Raw genomic sequence first — 18,453 nt, 5'->3', positions numbered from 1 at the left:
GAATCTTCGCATACTGCCTGCGGTTACTCCGCGAAGCCCTTTTCCTTCAGCCAGTCGGCCGCGGCATCCTCCGGATTGCGCTTCTCGTCGCCGCTGACCTGCCGGTTCAGGTCGACGAGGTCCTCCGTGGTGAGCGCGGCGGACAGCTTGTTGAGCACGTCCGCGGCCTCCTTGCCCACCGAGTCGGAGGACACGAGCGGCAGCACCTGCTGGGCGATGAAGTTGTTCTTCGGGTCCTCCAGCACCACCAGGCCGTTGTCCTCGATCGAGGGCGTGGTCGTGTAGATGTCCGCCACCTGGATCTTGTCCGTGATCAGCGCCTTCAAGGTAGCGGGACCGCCGCCGTCGTTAATGGGTTCGAAGGACTTGGGTTCGCAGCCGTAATTCTCCTTCAGCCCCTTCAGCCCGTACTCACGCTCGGCAAACTCCGGGTTGGCGCCGAGCACCAGGTCCTTGCACACCGGCCCCATGTCCTCGATGGAGGTCAGCTTGTATTTCTCCGCCGTGGCCTTGGTGACGACCATCGCGTCCTTGCTCTCGGCCGGCGCCGGCTCGAGCACGCCCAGTCCCTTCGGCAGCGCCGCGGGAAGGGCATCCTTGATCTCGCCGGCTGAGGCAGCGGTCGCCTCGGGGTCCACGTACAGCAGCAGGTTTCCGCTGTAGTCCGGGACAACGTCCACGGAGCCTTCTTCGACGGCCTTGAGGTAGACCTCGCGCGAGCCGATGCCGGGCTTCGTGCTGGCCTGGATTCCTGCCGCGTTGAGCGCTCCGGCGTAGAGCTCGCCGATGATCTGGCTCTCCGGGAAGTTGGCCGAGCCCACCACCAGCGGGCCCGCGGCACCGGAGCTGGCGGCGGCGCCCGAGGTGTCTTCTTCCAGCGGGTTGGAGCCGCCGCCGCAGGCGCTCAGGGACAGGGCCAGGGCGGACGCTGCGGCCGCCGTCACGATGCTGCGGCGGACCGGGAACAGGTTCTTCATGCTTCTCCTTACATGCCGCCTTGGACGGCGCCAACAGTTGGTGTTTCCCGCCGCTGCCGGTGCGGGCGGTCGGCCAGCCCGGGCGAAACGGCGTATTTCTGCGCGAGGGCGAGGAGCCCGTCGATGACCAGGGCCAGCAGCGCAATCAGGATCGCGCCGCCGAACATGCGGACCGGATCGCTGACGGCCAGGCCATCGATCAGGAAGCGGCCCAGGCCGCCGAGATTGATGTAGGCGACGACTGCGACCGTGGCTATCACCTGCAGCACTGCCGCGCGCACTCCCCCGAGCAGCACCGGCAGAGCGTTCGGCAGTTCCACCTTCGCCAGCACCTGCCATTCCGTCATGCCCATCGCCCGCGCGGCATCCACGAGCGTCCGGTCCACCGCGGCGATCCCGGAGTAGGCTCCGGCGAGCAGGGGCGGGATCGTCAGGATGACCAGGGCCCAGATGGGCGGCATCAGGCCGAGCCCCCACAGGATGACGAACAGCGTCAGCAGGCCGAGCGTCGGCAAGGCGCGCAGCGCGCTGGCAACGCTAACGACGGCGACGCGTCCTTTTCCGGTATGGCCCACGTACAGGCCGATGGGCAATGCGATCGCGGTGGCGATCAGCAGGGTCAGGGCGGTGTAGCCCAGATGCTCGGCGAGGCGCGCGGGGATGCCGGCCGGACCGCTCCACTGGGCCGGATCCGCGAACCACGCGGCGACCTCTGCGAAAATGTTCACGGCAGCACCGCCGCCTCTGCCGGGTCCGGCCGCTCCCCCGCGGACGAACGCGTAGCGAAGCCGGCGCCCCCCGGAGGCTGCTTGGAGCCGGCACGGAGCCAAGGCGTCAGCACGCGCTCGACGGTGACGATGATCAGGTCCATCACCACGGCCAGCAGCAGCGTCAGCACGATCCCGACGACAATCTCGGTGACGAAGAACCGCAGGAGCCCGTCCGTGAACAGGGTGCCGAGGTTGCGGACGCCGATCAGCGCGCCGACGCTGGCCAGCGAAATGTTGCTCACCGACACCACCCGCAGCCCGGCGAAGAGCACCGGCAGCGCCAGCGGCAGATCCACCCCGAAGAAACGCCGCAGCGGGCGGTACCCCATGGCGACCGCGGCTTGCCGAACGCCGTCGTCAATGGACTCAAGGGCGTCGACGACGGACCGCACCAGCAGCGCTACCGCGTAGATGGTCAGCGCGACTATCAGGTTCAGCGGATCGAGGATCCGTGTGCCCAGTACGAAGGGCAGCAGCACGAAGAGGGCGAGCGACGGGATGGTGTAGAGCACCGAGCTGACGGACAGGATCGCCCCGCGGACGGGGCGCAGCCACCAGGCCACGTAGCCCAGCGGAAGGGCCAGCAGCAGCCCGAGCAGCAGCGGCACCACGGCCTGGATCCAGTGCAGCCAGGTCAGCTCCAGGACGAAGGGCAGGTTGGCCTGCAGCCACGCCACGTCAGCCGCTCCTGCCCGCTTCGAGCCGCTTGAGCACGTCCTCGGCGTCCACCAGGCCGGCCACCCGGCCCTGGCCGTCCACGGCGACCCCGCGCCCCGCGGGGGAAGACAACGTCGCGTCCAGGGCCTGCCGCAGCGACGACCCCAGGGTGAACAGCGAGCCGCCGACCAGCAGCCGGTCCGGGGACCGCTCTCCGGGTGGCAGCCACCCCGCCGGGGCACCGCCGTCGTCCACGATGAGCAGCCAGACGCCGACCGGCGCTTCCCCGAGCGTCGCCAGGGTGGCGGTGGCGGCCGAATGCAGCGGCAGCTCGCCCGCCTCGCGGAAGGACAGCGACCGGAATCCGCGGTCGCGCCCCACGAAACCAGCGACGAAGTCGTCCACCGGGGCGCGGAGCAGCTCCTCCGGCGGGGCGAACTGGGCCAGCCGGCCGCCCGTGGCGAACACGGCCACCTTGTCGCCGAGCAGCGTCGCCTCGTCGATGTCGTGGGTGACGAACACGATGGTCTTGGCCAGCTGCTGCTGCAGGCGCAGCAGCTCCTGCTGCAGTTCGGCGCGGACCACCGGGTCCACGGCGCTGAACGGCTCGTCCATCAGCAGGATGGGCGGATCCGCGGCGAGCGCCCGGGCCACGCCGACGCGCTGCTGCTGCCCGCCGGACAGCTGCGACGGATACCGGGAGCCGAGCGCGGCCGGCAGGCCGACTGTTTCGAGCAGTTCCTGCGCGCGGGCACGGGTCTCGCGCTTGGACGCGCCGTTGAGCCGCGGGACGGTGCCAACGTTGTCGAGCACCGTGCGGTGCGGCAGCAGGCCGGCCGACTGCAGCACGTATCCCATGGAACGGCGCAGCTTGGCCGGCGCCTGCCCGGCAATGTCTTTTCCGTCCACCAGCACGGTGCCCGAGGTGGGTTCGACCATGCGGTTGATCATCCGCAGCGAGGTCGTCTTGCCGCAGCCGGAGGGGCCGACGAAGACGGTGATCGCGCCGCGTTCCAGGTCCAGCGTCAGATTGTCGACGGCGGGGTTCCCGGCCGCGTAGCTCTTGGTCACGTTGCGGAAGCTGACCATGGGGCCGGCGGCCGCAGCCGCAGAATGCCCGCGGGGCTCTTCCATGCGGGGCTCCCTCCGGGCTCTGTCAGGCAGGACTGCCATCGCGGTCTCGGGCAGGTAGGGCCCGATGGTCCAAAACTGTGCCGGCCCTGGGGCCGGGTGGAACTCTTGGACCGAGTCTAATCACATCCCGGGGGCTGCAACACATTCTGGAGACATGGCCGTGTCCTCAGATTTTCTCCGAGCCCAGGAGCCGCAGGCCCGCGTCGACGAGGTCGAGCCGATCAAGCGCGGCCACTTCCCCCAGGGCGAACCAGCGCGCCTCGTCGGTGGAACCGTCCAGTTCGTGGGCGAGTTCGCCGCCGGTGACGGTGGCCGAGTAGATGATCCGCAGGGCATGCAGCGGCCGGCCGGCGCCGTGCAGCCGGCGCTCGGCGGGGATGAACTTGCTGTCAACGCCGAGGAGCCGGCCGAGTTCCGCGGTGTACCCGGTCTCCTCCGCGATTTCGCGCAACGCCGCCGACGGGGCGTCCTCGCCGAGCTCCAGGCCGCCGCCGGGCAGTGTCCAGCGCGGGATCCCCGACTCCGTCCAGCGGGCGAGCAGGACGGCGCCGTCCCTGACGATGACGCCATAGGCGCCGACCCGGGTGTCAAAGTTCATGAGGATCAGTCTAGGGCGCATGCCCCGGCCCGGCCGTGCGCCGGCAGGGCCCGCGGCAGAGGGCGCCGCAGAGCGCGCCGGCCGGGCGGAACGCCGAGCCGGCCGCCCCGCGGCACATTGCGCGGCCCCGCCGCGGCGACTACAACTGGAACCATGGGGATCAGGCCAGCAAGGCATCGTGCGGAGCCCGCCCCGCCGGTTTGGAGCCTGGCACTGCCTGCGACAGAGCGCCGGCTGCTGGACGTCCTGGCCGGCTCGGGGCCGGATCCGGCGGCGGTTCCGGCGAGCGCCCGCGACTGCCTGGACCGCGCGTACGAGGCAGCCTACGCGGAAGACAACCACGGCGCGATGCTCCTGGCCCAGATGGGGCTCGACCAGGCCGGCGAAAACGAGACCGACGTCGTGCTGGCCCTGTATTCGGTGATGATCGCCGTCGCGCAGATCCAGGGCGACCAGGACAAGGCCGAAGAGTACCTGCAGGCGCGCATCGCCACGCTGCGCAGGACGGGCCGCACCCTCCAGGCCGGGGTCGAGGCGGATCTGGGCACGGTCCTGTTCCGCGAGGCGACGGAGCCGGAGCTGCCGGTACTGGAGGCGGCGCTGGAGGAACTGGTCGCGGACAAAGCCGGGCCCGGGGTGATCGCCGACGTCAAGCTGGCTGTCGCCATTGCCCTTTCGCAGCAGGGAGTGCGGCCGCGGGCCCTGGAACTGCTGGAGCAGGCCGTCGACGGATACGCCGCGGGCGACCGGACCGACAGCATGGCGGGGGCACTCATGTACCTCGCCCACACCTACCTGCAGGCCGAACATCCGCGCCGCGCCATTGCAGCCGCGGACCGGCTGCTGTCCCTGCCTGCCAACCGCGCGCTGGCCGCTTCAATGTGGCTGCTGAAGGCCAACCTTGCGAGCACCGGGGAGCACGTCGGCGACGCCGTTGAATATGCGCTGACCGCGTTGGAGCTCTATGCGGCCTGCGGGGTCCGCAAGGGCGCGGTGTCGGCGGCCGTCGTGGTGGCGCAGCTCTGCGCGGCCGCCGGCGACGACGAGAGTTCGGTGCTGGCATGGCGCGCCGCCGTCCAGCAGGCCGAACGCGGCGAGGTGCGCGAGGAGTCCACGCTCCGGCTGGCTTTGGGCAACCAGCTGCTGGAGGCAGAGGAGTACGAGCTGGCGGTCGCGGTGCTCGGCAAGCTGCTCCAGCGGCAGCGGCTTGCGGCCGCACCGCCCTCGGAAGTGGCGCGGACGCTCATGAGCCTGGGACATGCGCACCGGCATGCGGAGCGCACCGCCGAGGCACTGGACAACTGGCGGAAGGCCGTCGCCGCATTCAACCGGGCGGGCGAATTCGGCGAGGCCGCCAGGTCGCTGCTGGCCATCGGCACGCTGCTCTCCCGCGAGGACCGCGACACGGACGCCATCGTCTGCTTCGAAGCCGCGGTCGCGGCCGCCCGCAGGGAGACCGAGGACGCCGCTGTGCTGCCGCAGGCCTTGCACGCCCTGGGCCACGCCCTGTGCGAGGCCGGCGACTCGGACGGCATCACGCAGCTGGACGAGGCCATCCGGCTGGCAAGGGACTATGGGGCCCACTGGTACGAGGCCGACTACAGCGACACCCGCGCGCGGGGCCTGTGGGCCCTGGATCACGGTCCCGCGGCCGTGTCGGCGGCGCTGCAGGCGGCGGACCTGTATTCGGCGGCCGACGACGCGGCTTCCGCGGGCAACGCCGAACTGTTCGCGGCGCACATCCTCTCCGAGCTGGGCCGCCCGGGCGACGCCGTCCCCATGTACCGGATGGTGCTGGACCAGCCCGGCATCAGCCGGATGCTGCTGGTTGCCGCGAACCTGGGGCTGGCGGCCGCCCTGGAGAGCCTGGGACGCAAAACGGAGGCCAGGCAGGCCCGGCAGGCGGCCGAAGAGGCCGCCGAGGAGTAGGGACAGGTTCTCATCTTCATCTCATTTTCGGCCTGAATAATCGGGGACATGCAGCGTGCCACCCTCCGATATGTGCTCATCGGCCTGGCTGTCGTGCTGGGCATGGGCCTGGCTGGTTTTGCCGTGGCGAGCACCTTCAGGGAGCCCGGCTCTTCCGATCTGGGCCCCTCAATCGTGTTCACGCCATCGCCCGCCGCGAGCGAACCGGACAAGGGCGCCGAACCGGAACCCGGGCCGAAGGAGCCGTCGGCACCGCCAAAGCGCGCGCCCGACAAGACCGCGGCCCCGTCCCCGGCCGCGCCGGTGCCGGTCCCGGTGCAGCCGGCGCCGCCGGTGGAATACGACGACGATGACGACGACGCCTCCGAGCCCGACGAGGACGATGACGGTATCGATGACTAGACTTTCTCCGGTGTGGCCCGATGCGATTGTTTAGCAGGCCCGGCGGGCTCTCCGTACGGACGCGCGTCCTGGCCGCCGTCGTCGCACTCTCCGCGCTTGGCCTTACGGTCGCCGGCGGCGTGGCACTCGGGCTGCAGCGCGGCGAGATCACCCAGAACATCGACGACTCGTTGCGCCGGTCGGTCGAGGAGTTCAATACCCTCGCGGAAATCGGCGTGGACCCGGACACCGGCCGCGATTTCACCGAGGCGGCACAGCTGGTGCGCACAGCCATGGCCCGCACGTCGCCGGCTGCCAACGAAGGCATGGTCGGGATCGTGGACGGCCGCGTCCAGCTCGCCGCGAGTTCCGCGGTTCCGCTGCGGCTGGAACAGGATGCGCAGCTCATGGAACGGATCCTGGCGATGCCGCCGGGCGACCGCATCCAACTCAGCTCGGTCGAGACCGCGCAGACGACCTACCGCGTGGTGACGGTGCCCGTCCAGCTCTCCTCCGATCCGGCCCAAAGCACGTTCGTGCTGGCCTTCGACTACGAGGCGGAGCTGGAGGAGCTGAACGGCATCTTCCGCACTTACGGGCTGATTGCGCTGATCGCGCTGATCCTGATTGCCGGTGTCGGCTGGCTCGTCGCCGGCAGGCTCCTGGCCCCGGTGCGGCTGGTGCGGGAGACGGCGCAGAAGATCACGGAGACCGACCTGTCGCTCCGGATCCCGGTGACCGGCAACGACGACCTCTCGGAACTGGCGCGGACCTTCAACGAAATGCTGGACCGGCTGCAGGCCTCGATGACGGCGCAGCGGCAGCTGCTGGACGACGTGGGGCACGAGCTGCGGACACCGATCACCATCGTGCAGGGCCATCTCGAACTGCAGGACCCGGGCGACGCCGAGGACGTCGAATCCGTCCGATCCATTGCCCTCGACGAACTGGACCGGATGCGGCTGCTGGTCGACGACCTGGTGACGCTGGCGGCCGCGGACCGGCCGGAGTTTGCCACCCGGCATCCGCTGGAGGTCGGCCGGCTGACCGACGACGTGCTGGACAAAGCGCGTTCCCTCGGCGACCGCCGCTGGAGCGTGGATGCCCGCGCGGAGGAATGCTGGCCGCTGGATCCGAACCGCATCACCCAGGCCTGGCTGCAGCTGGCGGTCAACGCCGTGAAGTTCTCCGGCCCCGGTTCGCAGATTGCCCTGGGGTCGCGCAGCGCGCAGGGCGAACTGCGCCTGTGGGTCCGTGACGAAGGCGCCGGCATCGCGCCCGAGGACCAGAAGCGGATTTTCGAGCGGTTCGCCCGCGGTGCCAACAGTACCCGCGCCGAGGGATCCGGCCTCGGACTGCCGATCGTCAGCGCCATCGCCGCGGCACACGGCGGCCGGGTGGAGCTCGCCTCTGCGCCGGGCCGCGGCTCCACGTTCACCATCGTCATCGCAGAGCAGCAACCAGAGCAGGAGGAGGCAGCGTGAGCCAGATTCTGGTGATCGAGGACGAGGAGCGCATCAGCTCATTCGTCGCCAAGGGACTGAAGTCGGCCGGCTATGTGCCCAGCGTGGCTGCCACCGGGCGCGAGGGCTACCATTTGGCGATGACGGGGGACTTCGAGCTGATAGTGCTGGACCTCGGCCTGCCGGACCAGGACGGGTTCACGGTGCTGCGGCGGATCCGGGAGGCCCGCAACGATACGCCCGTCATCATCCTGACGGCCCGCAGCTCCGTGGACGATACGGTGGCCGGCCTGGAAAACGGTGCCGATGACTACATGGCCAAGCCCTTCCGCTTCGAGGAACTGCTGGCCCGCGTGCGCCTCCGGCTGCGGACCGACCCGCCGTCCGTGGACCTGGGCCTCCTGTCCAGCGGCGATCTCCAGCTGGACCTGCGGATGCGCCGGGCGACCGTCGGCGGCAAGGAAGTCGATCTGTCGGCCCGCGAATTCGCGCTGGCCGAGGCCTTCCTGCGCAACCCCGGCCAGGTGCTGAGCCGCGAGCAGCTGCTCTCCAGGGTCTGGGGCTACGACTTCGACCCGGGTTCGAACGTCGTCGACGTCTACGTCCGGTACCTGCGCAACAAGCTCGGGGCCGAGCGTTTCGCCACCGTCCGGGGCGTGGGTTACCGCCTGGCGGCCGACAGCTGATCGGCCTGCGCGGCCAGCTCCTCCGCGGCCTGCAGCCGTTGCAGCGCGTCCGCTTCCCAACTGCCGCCGGCTGTCTTGGCGCCGGCGATCAGCGACAGCGCGACTCCTGCCGCCCGGCCGCGCAGGCCCGCCGGGTCCACCTCGGTATCGAACGCGCGCAGGAATCTCTCCATCGCCTCGGGTACGTGAACGTACGCGCTGTGCACGGCCGGCAGGACGGCCAAGTGCCCGATGAAGCAGGCGAGATCGTCCACCAGATGCCCCGGTCCGAGCGAGTCCACGTCGAGGAGTCCCGTGATCCGGCCGCGGTCGACCAGGATGTTTGCCTCGTAGAAGTCGCCGTGCGTCGGAACCAGGGGTCCGGCGTCGGTCGTGGACAGCAGGTTACGGACGCTTTCGGCCAGCCGGAAGATACGGTCCTGCTCCCCCGGCAGGACCGCCGCCGCCGCCTTCGCGTAGTCAGCGGCCCGCTCTGCCCACGCCGGTCGGCGGGACAGGCCGAGCACATCTTCCGGTAGCCTGCGCAGCATCGAGATCAGGGTTTGCGGATCCAGGTCCTGCGCGCCGTCGTCCATCAGGGCCTGGGCCAGCGGGGTGCCCGCCGCCTGGCGCAGGATGGCGACTCCCTCGCCAGGCCCCGGCAGTGCCTCCGGAACGGGGATGCCCGCGTCGATGAGCATCCGGTGGCGGCGCAGCAGGGCCTGCGCGCGGTCCGGCCGAACCACCTTGATGAACACACGCTTCCGTCCCTGCACCGCAGTCAGGACCGCCCGGCGCAGCGGCCGGTAATTGACCATCGTCAGGTCCGCGGTTCCGCCGCCAAAGGCCGCCGCGGCGACGGCCGAGGGATCGCATGCCGCCGGCAGCCCGGCCAGCACCGGGTCCCCGGGATACAGCCACGCGGTGAGATTGATGCCGCCGTTCTGCAGGCGCACCATGGGCAGCCCGCACTCGGGCACGTTGGAGCTGGTGATGCAGACGTACTCCGTCCGGTCCGGCCGGTCCGCGAATGCCACGTCGACGCTGTAGATGCCGGTCGCGCCCGCTCCCGGCCGGTGCTGGAGTTTGGCCAAGTGCCAGGAACGGACGGAGCCGCCGAGGGAGTTGACGGCCAGCTCGAGGGGCTCCTCCATGGCGGCGCTCTCCAGGAGTTCGATGCCGGCCGTCTCGTCAGCGACGGCCCCCAGGCCCGTGATATCCATAGGTTCCGTCTTACCATCCCCGGGACGGGACGGCAGCGCCTGCAAGCGGCCGGAAATCAGGCGCGCCGGCGCTGCAGTACGTCGTCCAGGTTGAGCCGGTTGGCGCGCTCCTCACGGGGCGCAGCAGCGGGCAGTTCAACCTTCGGCGCGACGGCTGCCTGCTTGATCGGAGTCTTCACCGTCGGCTTTTTCTCTTCCGGCACCGGGAGGGGCTCCGGCGCCGGCCGTGCCACCTTGGCGGACTGAGTGTAGGTGGGCTTCGGAACCTCCACCGGCTGCCACGGCGTACCTGTTTCCGGTTCCGCGCGGCGGGCGGCTTCCGCCTCCACGGCAACCTTCCGGGCTTCGGCGCGCAGCTCCTCCGCCGTCAGCGGCGCCGGAGCCGCGGGTTCCTCGGCGCCGGCCGCGGCGTCGAACAATACGGTCTCCCGGCGCGGTGCGGCGGGCACCTGTTCCGGAGCCACCGGGCCCATCGCCTCTTCGAAGGCGCGGGACACGCGTGCTTCAGCTTTCCGGCGGCGGTCCCTGCGGGCCAGCGCACGCAGGACAACGACGACGGCGGCCACCGTCAGCAGCGCAAAGCCCGGCACGCTTCCGGAGACGGCCCCGAACAATGCCAGGCCGCCGCCGATAACCAGGGTGACGAGCGCCGCGGCTCCCAGCAGGGCCAAGGCGGTACGACCATAGCGGATCTTCAACGGCGCCGGTCCGGCCGGCCGGACGGCAGCCGCAGGCGCATGGCTGCCGCGCAGCGGCGCAGGGTGCGTGTTTCCGGTATGGGCGGTGTTTTCCATGATGATCCCCTGTGGGCCACTTGCCGTGGCGATTGCGGGCACTGTTTCAAAAGTCATTGACGGGCCACCGGCTTCGGCGAAGCTGCCGGCGCGTTGGAAACGAAGCAGGTACGGCCCTACCCAGACAAGCCAGAGCCCCACGATCGCCACAAAGATCACTGAGCTCTGAATGTCCATTCTCACACCGTAGGAGCCAAAACATGCCCCGCGCGGCATTGCCCCCGGTGTGTCGGCCAAACCGGTCAAAAGCGGGCAAATCAGCAGGTCAGCGGTGCTGCTAACCGTCGCGGAGCCAGCGGGTCAGGAGCCCTTCCGGGACCTCTTCCGTGGTCAGCGCGAAGCTGCGGTGGTCCGCCCAGGCACCGTTGATGTGGAGGTACCTTGGCCGCAGCCCCTCGTCGCGGAAACCGAGCTTTTCCACCACCCGCAGGCTGGCCGCGTTCTCCGGCCGGATGTTGATCTCCATCCGGTGCAGCCCCAGCACACGGAAGCAATGGTCCGTTGCCATTGCCACCGCCGTCGGCGCGATTCCGCGGCCCGCCGAGCCCCTATCCACCCAGTACCCGAGCGTAGCCATCAGCGCCGATCCCCACACGATGCTGGACACCGTCAGCTGCCCGACAATCACCGGCTCGCGGGCGGCTCCCCGGCGCTCGGCAATCACCCAGGGCAGCGCCGTCGCCAGTTTTGCCTGCCGATTCAGCGAACGCACCATCTCCCCGAAGCCGGGCAGCTGGCCGCCCGGCTGGGGATTGGATGCCTCCCAGGGAGCCAGCCACGCCGCATTGCGTTGGCGCAGCTGCAGCCACTCCCGCTTGTCCCGGTGGTAGATGGGCCGCAGCAGCAGGTCCCCGCATTCGACCGTCGCAGGCCAGATGGCAGAACTCAGCACTGCGGCACCCTGCGGCCTAGGCCTGGGAACCCTCGATGAACTGCTTCAGCCAGGAACGAAGATCCTCGCCGATATCCGCACGGTCCGAGGCAATGGTGACGACGGCCTTCAGGTAGCTGAGCTTGTCTCCCGTGTCATACCGGCGGCCGCGGAATACTACACCGTAGACCCCGCCGCCTTCACCGTCGGAAGCCGCCAGCGTCTGCAGGGCGTCGGTCAGCTGGATTTCGCCGCCGCGGCCGGGGCCGGTCTCTTCGAGGACATCGAACACCGCCGGGTGCAGCACGTAGCGGCCGATGACGGCCAGGTTGGAGGGAGCCTCGTCAGCCGAGGGCTTCTCCACCATCTTGTTGATCCGGACGAAGTCTTCGCCGTCCACCGCGGTCACGTCGGCGCAGCCGTAGGCGCTGATTTCGGACGGCTCCACCTCCAGCAGGGCCACGACCGAGCCGCCGGTCTTTTCCTGCACCGCGATCATGCGGCTGAGCAGTCCGTCATTCTCATCGATCAGGTCGTCGCCGAGCAGCACGGCGAAAGGCTCGTCGCCGACGTGCTGGCGGGAGCGCAGGACCGCGTGCCCCAGCCCCTTCGGGTCCCCCTGGCGGACGTAGTGGATGTCAGCCAGCTCCGAGGCTTCCCGGACGGCGGCCAGCTTGTCCAGGTCACCCTTCTTTTCCAGCGTCTGCTCAATGAAGGGCACGCGGTCAAAGTGGTCTTCCAAGGGCCGCTTGTTGCGCCCGGTGATCATCAGGACATCGTTGATCCCGGCCCGGACCGCTTCCTCGACCACGTACTGGATGGCGGGCTTGTCCACCACCGGCAGCATCTCTTTGGGCATGGCCTTGGTGGCGGGCAGGAATCGTGTCCCGAGGCCGGCGGCCGGAATGACGGCTTTGCGTACAGTGCATGGAGACTTCATGAGCCTAAGCGTACCCAAGGGCCCTGACAATGAGCACCACTATGACGATTCCGGCGCCTGCCCGGGCGGCGATTCGGCGGCTGTGGCAGGATCGACCCATGACCACGATGGACAAGGAAACGGCCCGCCGGCATTTCCGCGACATGCGCCGCGGCATGACCGAATACGAGCGCCAGGAAGCAGCCCGGGCACTGTGCGACGTCATCATGGAGGGCCTTGCGCCACTGGGGATTTCCCCGGGCCGGACCATCGCCGCCTACTTGTCCACCGGGCCCGAACCGTCCACCGACCTGGTCCTGCCGGCGCTGGAAAAGGCCGGGTACGACGTCCTCGTGCCGGTCTGCGAACCGGGTTACCAGTTGAGCTGGACCCGGTGGTACGACGGCGTGGAACTGGTCCGCAGCCCGCGGGCCTGGGTCTACGAACCGGTAGGAGAACGACTGGCCAACAGTGTCATGACCGGAGTCGACCTGCTCCTGATCCCGGGCCTGGCCGTGGACAGCAACGGCAACCGGATGGGCCAGGGCGGCGGGTACTACGACCGGTTCCTTGCCGCGCTCGAGACCCTGCCGTCCAGGCCGCGGAAAGCCGGGGTGTTCTACCCCCACGAAGTCGTGCCCGCCGGGACCTTCGAAGTGACGAACCTGGACGCCCCGCTCGAGGGCGCGGTCTCCACGGACGGGTGGCGGTGGTTTGATCCGCAGACGGTGTAGAATTGGCACTCGGAATCTCCGAGTGCCAACACCGGCCGCCCGGAGCGTCCCGGACCAAGATTTTTCCAGGAGGATTAACCGTGCCTACCTACGCCTATGCGTGCAAAGACTGCGGCCATGCGTTCGATATCCAGCAGTCCTTCAGCGATGACTCACTGACCGTCTGCCCGGAATGCTCGGGAACACTGCGCAAGAAGTTCAACAGCGTAGGCGTGGTCTTCAAGGGATCCGGTTTCTACCGGACCGATTCCCGGGATTCCAAGAGCACCAGCACGGTGCCGGCCGCCTCGGCCAAGAGCGAGGGCGGCTCCGGTTCGGACTCCTCGTCGTCCTCGTCGGCCGCGTCCAAGGCACCGGCGTCGACGGCACCGGCGGCCGCCGCCAGCTGACCCGCCCGGGGTCCTACCCGTTTAGCTGTTCCTCCACAGCCCCTACAGCCGTTCCGCTTGCCCACAAGCGGAACGGCTGTCCTGTTGCAGGCCCGCGCGACCGAATTAATCTGGCGCCATGCAGCGTACTTCCACGGCAGGGATGACCCGTCCGTTGCGGCGCATCGTCCGCCGCCACTACCGCTTCCTCGCGGCCGCCTGTTTCTGCGCCGCCGCTGGCCTGGCCGTGCAGGCCTTGACGCCCGAACCGGTAGCGACCGTGCCCGTTATTATTGCGGTCAGCGACCTTCCCGCAGGCTCCGTCCTGGCCGAATCGGATCTGCGCGCGGCCAGGATACCGACGGCAGCCGTGCCGCCCGGCGCCTCTTCCTCCGCCGTCCAACTGTCCGGCCAGCGGCTGGCCTCGGCCCTGCGTGAGGGGTCCCCCGTGCTGGATACCTCGGTTGTCGGTCCCGGGCTGCTGGCCGGGGCGCCGCCGGGCACAGCCGCCGTGCCGGTGCGCCCGGCCGACAAGTCGACCGTCCAGCTGGTGGCTCCCGGCCAGTTGGTGGATATCGTCCTGAGCACCGGCAACGGCTATGAGGACCCGGAAGAGACCCTGGTCCTGGCCGACGCCGTGCCGGTGCTATGGAAGGCGGACACGGCCGGGACGGACGAAGGCCTGCTCGGCCCGCAGGAAAGCGACGGCCTCGTTGTGGTCGCCGCCTCGCCCTCGGAGGCCGCCGCGTTGGCCAGCGCCAGCAGCCGCGGCAAGGTCTTCCTGGTGCTGGTCGGCTAGTGGCGGCGCAAGGCTCAGCCCCAGTGCGGAGGCCGCTGCTCCTTCAGCCACGCATCCCGGTCCGGCTCCCGCTCGCCCCACGAACGGGGGTCGTCTTCGGCGGCCTTCGCGGGGATGGCGCGTTCGCGCAGTGCCTTGCGGGTCAGCGTTTCCCGCTCGTCGGACGCTTCGTCACTGCTGGCCTCGACCGCGTCGCCGCCCTCGGCAGCCGGGTCCACGCCCTCGGCGCCGTCAACGTCATCGGCACCGTCAACGTCATCGGCACCGTCAGCACCGGAGGGTGTTCCACCGGCTGCGGGCTCGGCCCCGTCTTCGGATGCCGCGGCAGCGTCCTTCGCCGCCTCGTCGAGCCCACGCGCTTCTTCGTCCCTGCCGGCGGCGGCAGACGGACGCTGCGGCGCTTCGTCGTCACGCGGGCCCCCTGCCGGAATGTTGCGTCCGGACTTGGCCTCGTCCGGTTCCCTCAGTCCCAAGTATCCTCCGATCAGCCGGGCGCACTGGTTCGGATCCGTGAAGACCTCGATCGTCCACAGCGTCAGGGGGCGCCAGCCCAACCGTTCGAGCTGCTGCGGACGGAGTCGGCTCCGCTCGCGCACGGTCATGTTCAAGTATCGCTCCGTGCCGTCCGACTCGAGCGCCACGGGCAGCCCGGGATCCCGGTCGCCGTCAACGTGGTCCGGATCGGCAGCCGCGACGATGTCCAGCACGCCGTGGTAGTGGTCCTTCACCCGGGCGCCGTGGCTGCGGATGCGCTCCACGAGGTCTGCCACCAGCGGATCCTCGATCCCGGCCGCGAACCGCTGTTTCTGCCCGTACCCGGGCAGCATTGCCCTGCTGATCAGCTCGAGGAAGTCGGCCGCGCCGTGGCTGAGCCGGTCTGCATCGAGGTCCTCGGGGCGGAAGCAGGTGAGCACGCGCAGGTTGTGCCGCGCACGCGTCATTGCCATGGCGAACCGGTTCCGGCCGTCGGGCTCGGACAGCGGCCCGAAGTTGTGCACCGCGCGGCCATGGGGCGTCCTGCCGTAGCCAAGGGAGAAAATGATGTCGTCGCGGACCAGGCCGGAGGCACGTTCCACCGGAACCACTCGGAACGACTCATCCGCCCTCTGGAAGAACTCCGCCGCATCCGGATGGTTGGGCAGCTGGAGCCGGATCGCTTCGCCGATCCGAGCGGCGTGCCGCAGCGTGGCGGTGACGACGGCGAGGGACCTGGCCGGCCGCAGCCGGGCATGTTCGAAAACCATGTCGACGACGCGGCTGATTTCGGCCGGGACGCTTTCGACCCCCTCGTGACCGGCCCCGGGCAGGCCCGTTCCGTCCGGCAGGTACTCGACCGTCAGCCCTCCGCCGCCGGTCATTTCGGCGGCCGACGGGAGCCGGGTCAGGGAACCGCCGTAGAAGCTGTCGCTCAGGGACTCCGCCAGGGCCAGGTCCACCGCGCGGTAGGCCGTGGTCAGCGGAAGCACCGGCAGGACCCGTTCCAGCGCGTGGAACGCGCTGATCAACGGCTCCGGCTGTTCAGCGCTGCCCGTGGCTTGCCGGCGGTCCACGTTGACTTCGAATGGTTCGGCGGTGCCGAGCTGCCCGTCGCCGAAGGCGATGATCTGCGGGGCCCGGCAGATGGCCCCAACGGCCGACTGCAGGCTGGTCGCCTCGGCATCGAGGATGATCACGGCGTCGAACCGCTGGCCGGCGGGCAGTACTGCCGGCAGCACGAGCGGCGAGGCCGCCCACACTGGCACCAGGGTCGTCAACAGGGAGCCCGACTGGTCGTTCAAGGCCGACAGGGTGGGGTCGCCGGACTTGAGCAGTTCCCGCAGCCGTTCGGCCGTCTTGGGCTTGCTCTTGATGGCGTCCCGCCAGTTCTGTACGAGTTCCCAGCGCAGCCTTGCGGGGCCCGAGGCGATGTGGGCGTTGTCGGCCAGCCGGTAGACCGCTTCGAGCTTCCGCAGGTTGTCGCCGTCCGACATAGCCAGGTAGTCGTCGCCGCTGATCATGGCTTCCAGGGCGGACTGCCACCAGGCCAGATCCAGCTCCGCTCCCACCGCGGCCGCACCAACCTCGCGTTCGGCCAGGTCATCGAGCAGCTCGCCCAGGCCCTGCTCACGCATCTGCTCGAGCAGCAGCGTGCGTTCGGGCAGATGCACGAGCGTCTCGCGGTCGGCCGCTAGGGACTCGAGGTGGCTGGCGAGTTCGCCCAGTTCCAGGTCCATCAGCCGGGCGCCGTCCGCCGGCTCGGCCAGGACGGAGCCGAGCTTGCCGAGCCGCTGGCGCACGTCAAGGTAGAAGCCGTTCAGCTCGGCCAGCCCCGAGGGCACGGACGGATGGCGCTGCGTGGTGGCGTAGTCGGTCCACTGCGTCCGCTGTTCCTGGACCTCCACCAGGGATTCGTGGAGATCGGCGATATGGACGCCCGGCCGCACGTATTCCTTCGCGACCCGGCGAAGCCTGGAGCGGGTCATCGAGCTCATCTCGATGCCGCGTTCCCGCCTCCAGCCGGAGGGCGCCGTCGCGGAAATCAGGTCTGTGACCGGCCGGTCGAAAATGTCCGGGGTGAACTTGTCCAGGCTACTGCGGACGGAAACCAGCAGCAGGAGCTGCTCGCCCCACTCGCGGAAGGTGACGCCGAGGGTGATCCTGGAGTGCTCGGCCGCGCGCTCCATCTGGCTGCGCAGCTCCGGCAGGTCCCGGGCGAGGCCGGCGGCCAGCTCGTGGGCGTCCTCGGTTTCCTTCCTGTTGTGCAGCTTGGCGCCGAACCACGGGCTCGTCGTGGACGCCTTACTGAAGCTGCCCAGTTCGGCAGCCCGGCCCAGCCGACCCGTCAGCTCGGCGCGGTCCGTGATGCTGTCCAGGACGGAGCGCTTCAGCCGCACGGTGGTGGCGGGAGCCGGCTCGAGGGAGGTCAGCTTGGCCAGCGACTGCATGGCCTGGTACGGCGAACAGTTCCAGCGCTTGCGGACGTTGTGCAGCGACTTGACGTGGTCCTGCAGCTGGTGGCGGTGACCGGCCAGAGTGCTGTGCAGCTTCTCCAGCTGGGGCGCGGCGGCCTTTTCGTTCCGAATGATGGCGCGGACCAACTGGTCCTTGAGCTGCTGTCCGGTGAGGTTCGGATTCAGCTGCAGCACCATGGAGCCGAGCTTCAGGTCGTCCAGCTGTTTGGCAAACTGGTTCAGCGTGGCCCTGCGTTCAGCGACCACCAGCACGGATTTGCCCTCGTAGGCAAGCAGCGCCGCCGCGTTGAGCGCCGTCTGGGTCTGGCCGGTGCCCGGTGGGGCGGAGACCACCAGCGAGTGGCCTTCCTGTACCAGGTCCAGGACATCCTGCTGGGCCGAATCGGCGTCCAGCACGAGGAACTCGTCCTGCGGTGCCCGCTCATCCAGCGGAGGCAGGCCGGTTTCCGGCACCGGGATCTGCACCTCGGTTTCGGGATCCATCTCGGCGGCCATGAGCGCGTTCAGCACGGGATGGTCGGGCTCGACCGTGGCATGGGCGGCGGTGTGGGCAACGTCGGCGAACGTCGAGACGAGCAGGTGGTGCTCGATCGTCATGCTGCGGACGTCCTCGGTCAGCGCGCGCAGCCGGTCCAGCACAGGGTGCGGGTCGAAGCGGGCCGTGCTGTAGGCGAGCCGGGCCACGGCATCAGGGTCGATATCGATGCCCTGTTCGTGCCGCAGGTGCCGGACCATCGCCGGGTTCAGCCTGGCCTGGTCCATCAGCTGGAGTTCGTAATCATCCTGGCTCGGCCGGACCGTCAGGGCGATGGGGATCAGCATCACCGGCGCGTACAGTGCTTCTGACCGTCCAACGTCCGGGACCCGCCAGGAGGCCGTGCCTGCGGCCAGGTAACCCACGTCGATCCCGCGGTCATTCCCGAGCTCGAAGATCTTCGCCCGAAGCGCGCGCGCCGTCTTCATGGCGGCGCCGTAATGCGCCGGGTCGCGCAGCAGCGTGGAGATCCGGGTGCGGCGGCCGGTCAGCAGCTGCGCCAGGCCGGAGGGGTGCGCGTGGGTCAGATCGATGCTGTTGGCCGGGGTCGGCGCGTAGTACAGCAGAGTGTCCGTTCCCGCGTGCTGCCCCAACTGCTGCAGCCAGTGGGTCAGGATATCCTCGTCCGCTTCGACAGCGCGGTTGCGGGACACGGCTACCTTCTTCTCTTCACTCTGGGACATAA

17 protein-coding genes are annotated in these 18,453 nt (G+C 69.5%); 7 read left to right on the top strand and 10 right to left on the bottom strand.

What is annotated here, in order from left to right:
- Positions 1-23: 23 nt before the first annotated feature.
- From WFH44_RS05920 to WFH44_RS05900, 5 genes are all read right to left on the bottom strand, one after another.
- Complete coding sequence (locus tag WFH44_RS05920) at positions 24-977, bottom strand: ABC transporter substrate-binding protein (RefSeq protein WP_336712454.1); 954 nt, start codon at positions 975-977, stop codon at positions 24-26.
- Positions 978-985: 8 nt separating this feature from the next.
- Complete coding sequence (locus WFH44_RS05915) at positions 986-1,705, bottom strand: ABC transporter permease (RefSeq protein ID WP_336712452.1); 720 nt, start codon at positions 1,703-1,705, stop codon at positions 986-988.
- Complete coding sequence (locus tag WFH44_RS05910; protein WP_336712451.1) at positions 1,702-2,424, bottom strand: ABC transporter permease; 723 nt, start codon at positions 2,422-2,424, stop codon at positions 1,702-1,704. The genes WFH44_RS05915 and WFH44_RS05910 overlap by 4 nt, the downstream gene beginning before the upstream one ends.
- Position 2,425: 1 nt before the next feature.
- Positions 2,426-3,538: an ABC transporter ATP-binding protein gene (locus WFH44_RS05905; RefSeq protein ID WP_442892874.1), complete on the bottom strand. Its 1,113-nt coding sequence runs from the start codon at positions 3,536-3,538 to the stop codon at positions 2,426-2,428.
- 166 nt (positions 3,539-3,704) lie between these two features.
- Positions 3,705-4,136: an NUDIX hydrolase gene (locus WFH44_RS05900; protein ID WP_336712450.1), complete on the bottom strand. Its 432-nt coding sequence runs from the start codon at positions 4,134-4,136 to the stop codon at positions 3,705-3,707.
- 153 nt (positions 4,137-4,289) lie between these two features.
- On the opposite strand from WFH44_RS05900, the gene WFH44_RS05895 reads away from it, so the two are divergent.
- The 4 genes from WFH44_RS05895 to WFH44_RS05880 are packed head-to-tail and all read left to right on the top strand — an operon-like array spanning position 4,290 to position 8,595.
- Entirely contained in the window at positions 4,290-6,065 is a 1,776-nt protein-coding gene (locus WFH44_RS05895) for a tetratricopeptide repeat protein (RefSeq protein ID WP_336712449.1), read from the top strand.
- A gap of 48 nt (positions 6,066-6,113) precedes the next feature.
- Positions 6,114-6,467 carry a hypothetical protein gene (locus WFH44_RS05890; protein ID WP_336712448.1) on the top strand — a complete coding sequence of 118 codons (354 nt, stop codon included), beginning with the start codon at positions 6,114-6,116 and terminating at the stop codon, positions 6,465-6,467.
- 20 nt (positions 6,468-6,487) lie between these two features.
- Complete coding sequence (locus WFH44_RS05885; protein WP_336712446.1) at positions 6,488-7,930, top strand: sensor histidine kinase; 1,443 nt, start codon at positions 6,488-6,490, stop codon at positions 7,928-7,930.
- Positions 7,927-8,595 (top strand): response regulator transcription factor, encoded by a 669-nt coding sequence (locus tag WFH44_RS05880; RefSeq protein ID WP_336712445.1) that lies wholly within the window; start codon positions 7,927-7,929, stop codon positions 8,593-8,595. The genes WFH44_RS05885 and WFH44_RS05880 overlap by 4 nt, the downstream gene beginning before the upstream one ends.
- Here the strand turns inward: WFH44_RS05880 and WFH44_RS05875 are convergent.
- The 4 genes from WFH44_RS05875 to galU all read right to left on the bottom strand — a co-directional run bounded on the left by WFH44_RS05875 (position 8,571) and on the right by galU (position 12,402).
- Positions 8,571-9,797 (bottom strand): phosphotransferase family protein, encoded by a 1,227-nt coding sequence (locus tag WFH44_RS05875; protein ID WP_336712444.1) that lies wholly within the window; start codon positions 9,795-9,797, stop codon positions 8,571-8,573. The two genes, WFH44_RS05880 and WFH44_RS05875, sit on opposite strands and share 25 nt — an antisense overlap.
- A gap of 56 nt (positions 9,798-9,853) precedes the next feature.
- Complete coding sequence (locus WFH44_RS05870) at positions 9,854-10,591, bottom strand: hypothetical protein (protein WP_336712443.1); 738 nt, start codon at positions 10,589-10,591, stop codon at positions 9,854-9,856.
- Positions 10,592-10,868: 277 nt separating this feature from the next.
- Positions 10,869-11,483: a GNAT family N-acetyltransferase gene (locus WFH44_RS05865; RefSeq protein WP_336712441.1), complete on the bottom strand. Its 615-nt coding sequence runs from the start codon at positions 11,481-11,483 to the stop codon at positions 10,869-10,871.
- A gap of 16 nt (positions 11,484-11,499) precedes the next feature.
- The gene (gene galU, locus WFH44_RS05860) at positions 11,500-12,402 is read right to left on the bottom strand and encodes a UTP--glucose-1-phosphate uridylyltransferase GalU (RefSeq protein ID WP_336712439.1); all 903 of its coding nucleotides are present in this window, start codon (positions 12,400-12,402) and stop codon (positions 11,500-11,502) included.
- A 98-nt stretch (positions 12,403-12,500) separates the two neighbouring features.
- On the opposite strand from galU, the gene WFH44_RS05855 reads away from it, so the two are divergent.
- From WFH44_RS05855 to cpaB, 3 genes are all read left to right on the top strand, one after another.
- Entirely contained in the window at positions 12,501-13,115 is a 615-nt protein-coding gene (locus WFH44_RS05855) for a 5-formyltetrahydrofolate cyclo-ligase (RefSeq protein ID WP_336712437.1), read from the top strand.
- Positions 13,116-13,195: 80 nt separating this feature from the next.
- A complete protein-coding gene (locus tag WFH44_RS05850; RefSeq protein ID WP_336712435.1) occupies positions 13,196-13,504 on the top strand; it encodes an FmdB family zinc ribbon protein in 309 nt (102 codons plus the stop codon).
- Positions 13,505-13,622: 118 nt separating this feature from the next.
- Positions 13,623-14,282, top strand: coding sequence for a Flp pilus assembly protein CpaB (gene cpaB / locus WFH44_RS05845; protein ID WP_336712433.1), 660 nt, complete (start codon positions 13,623-13,625; stop codon positions 14,280-14,282).
- Between the two features lie 14 nt (positions 14,283-14,296).
- Here the strand turns inward: cpaB and WFH44_RS05840 are convergent, their stop codons facing one another.
- Complete coding sequence (locus WFH44_RS05840; RefSeq protein ID WP_336712432.1) at positions 14,297-18,451, bottom strand: DUF4011 domain-containing protein; 4,155 nt, start codon at positions 18,449-18,451, stop codon at positions 14,297-14,299.
- Positions 18,452-18,453 lie beyond the last annotated feature (2 nt).

The organism is Arthrobacter sp. USHLN218 (assembly GCF_037144715.1).
Lineage (GTDB): Bacteria > Actinomycetota > Actinomycetes > Actinomycetales > Micrococcaceae > Crystallibacter.
Note: the sequence above shows the minus strand (reverse complement) of the source record. Positions and strands in the feature narration are given on the sequence as shown.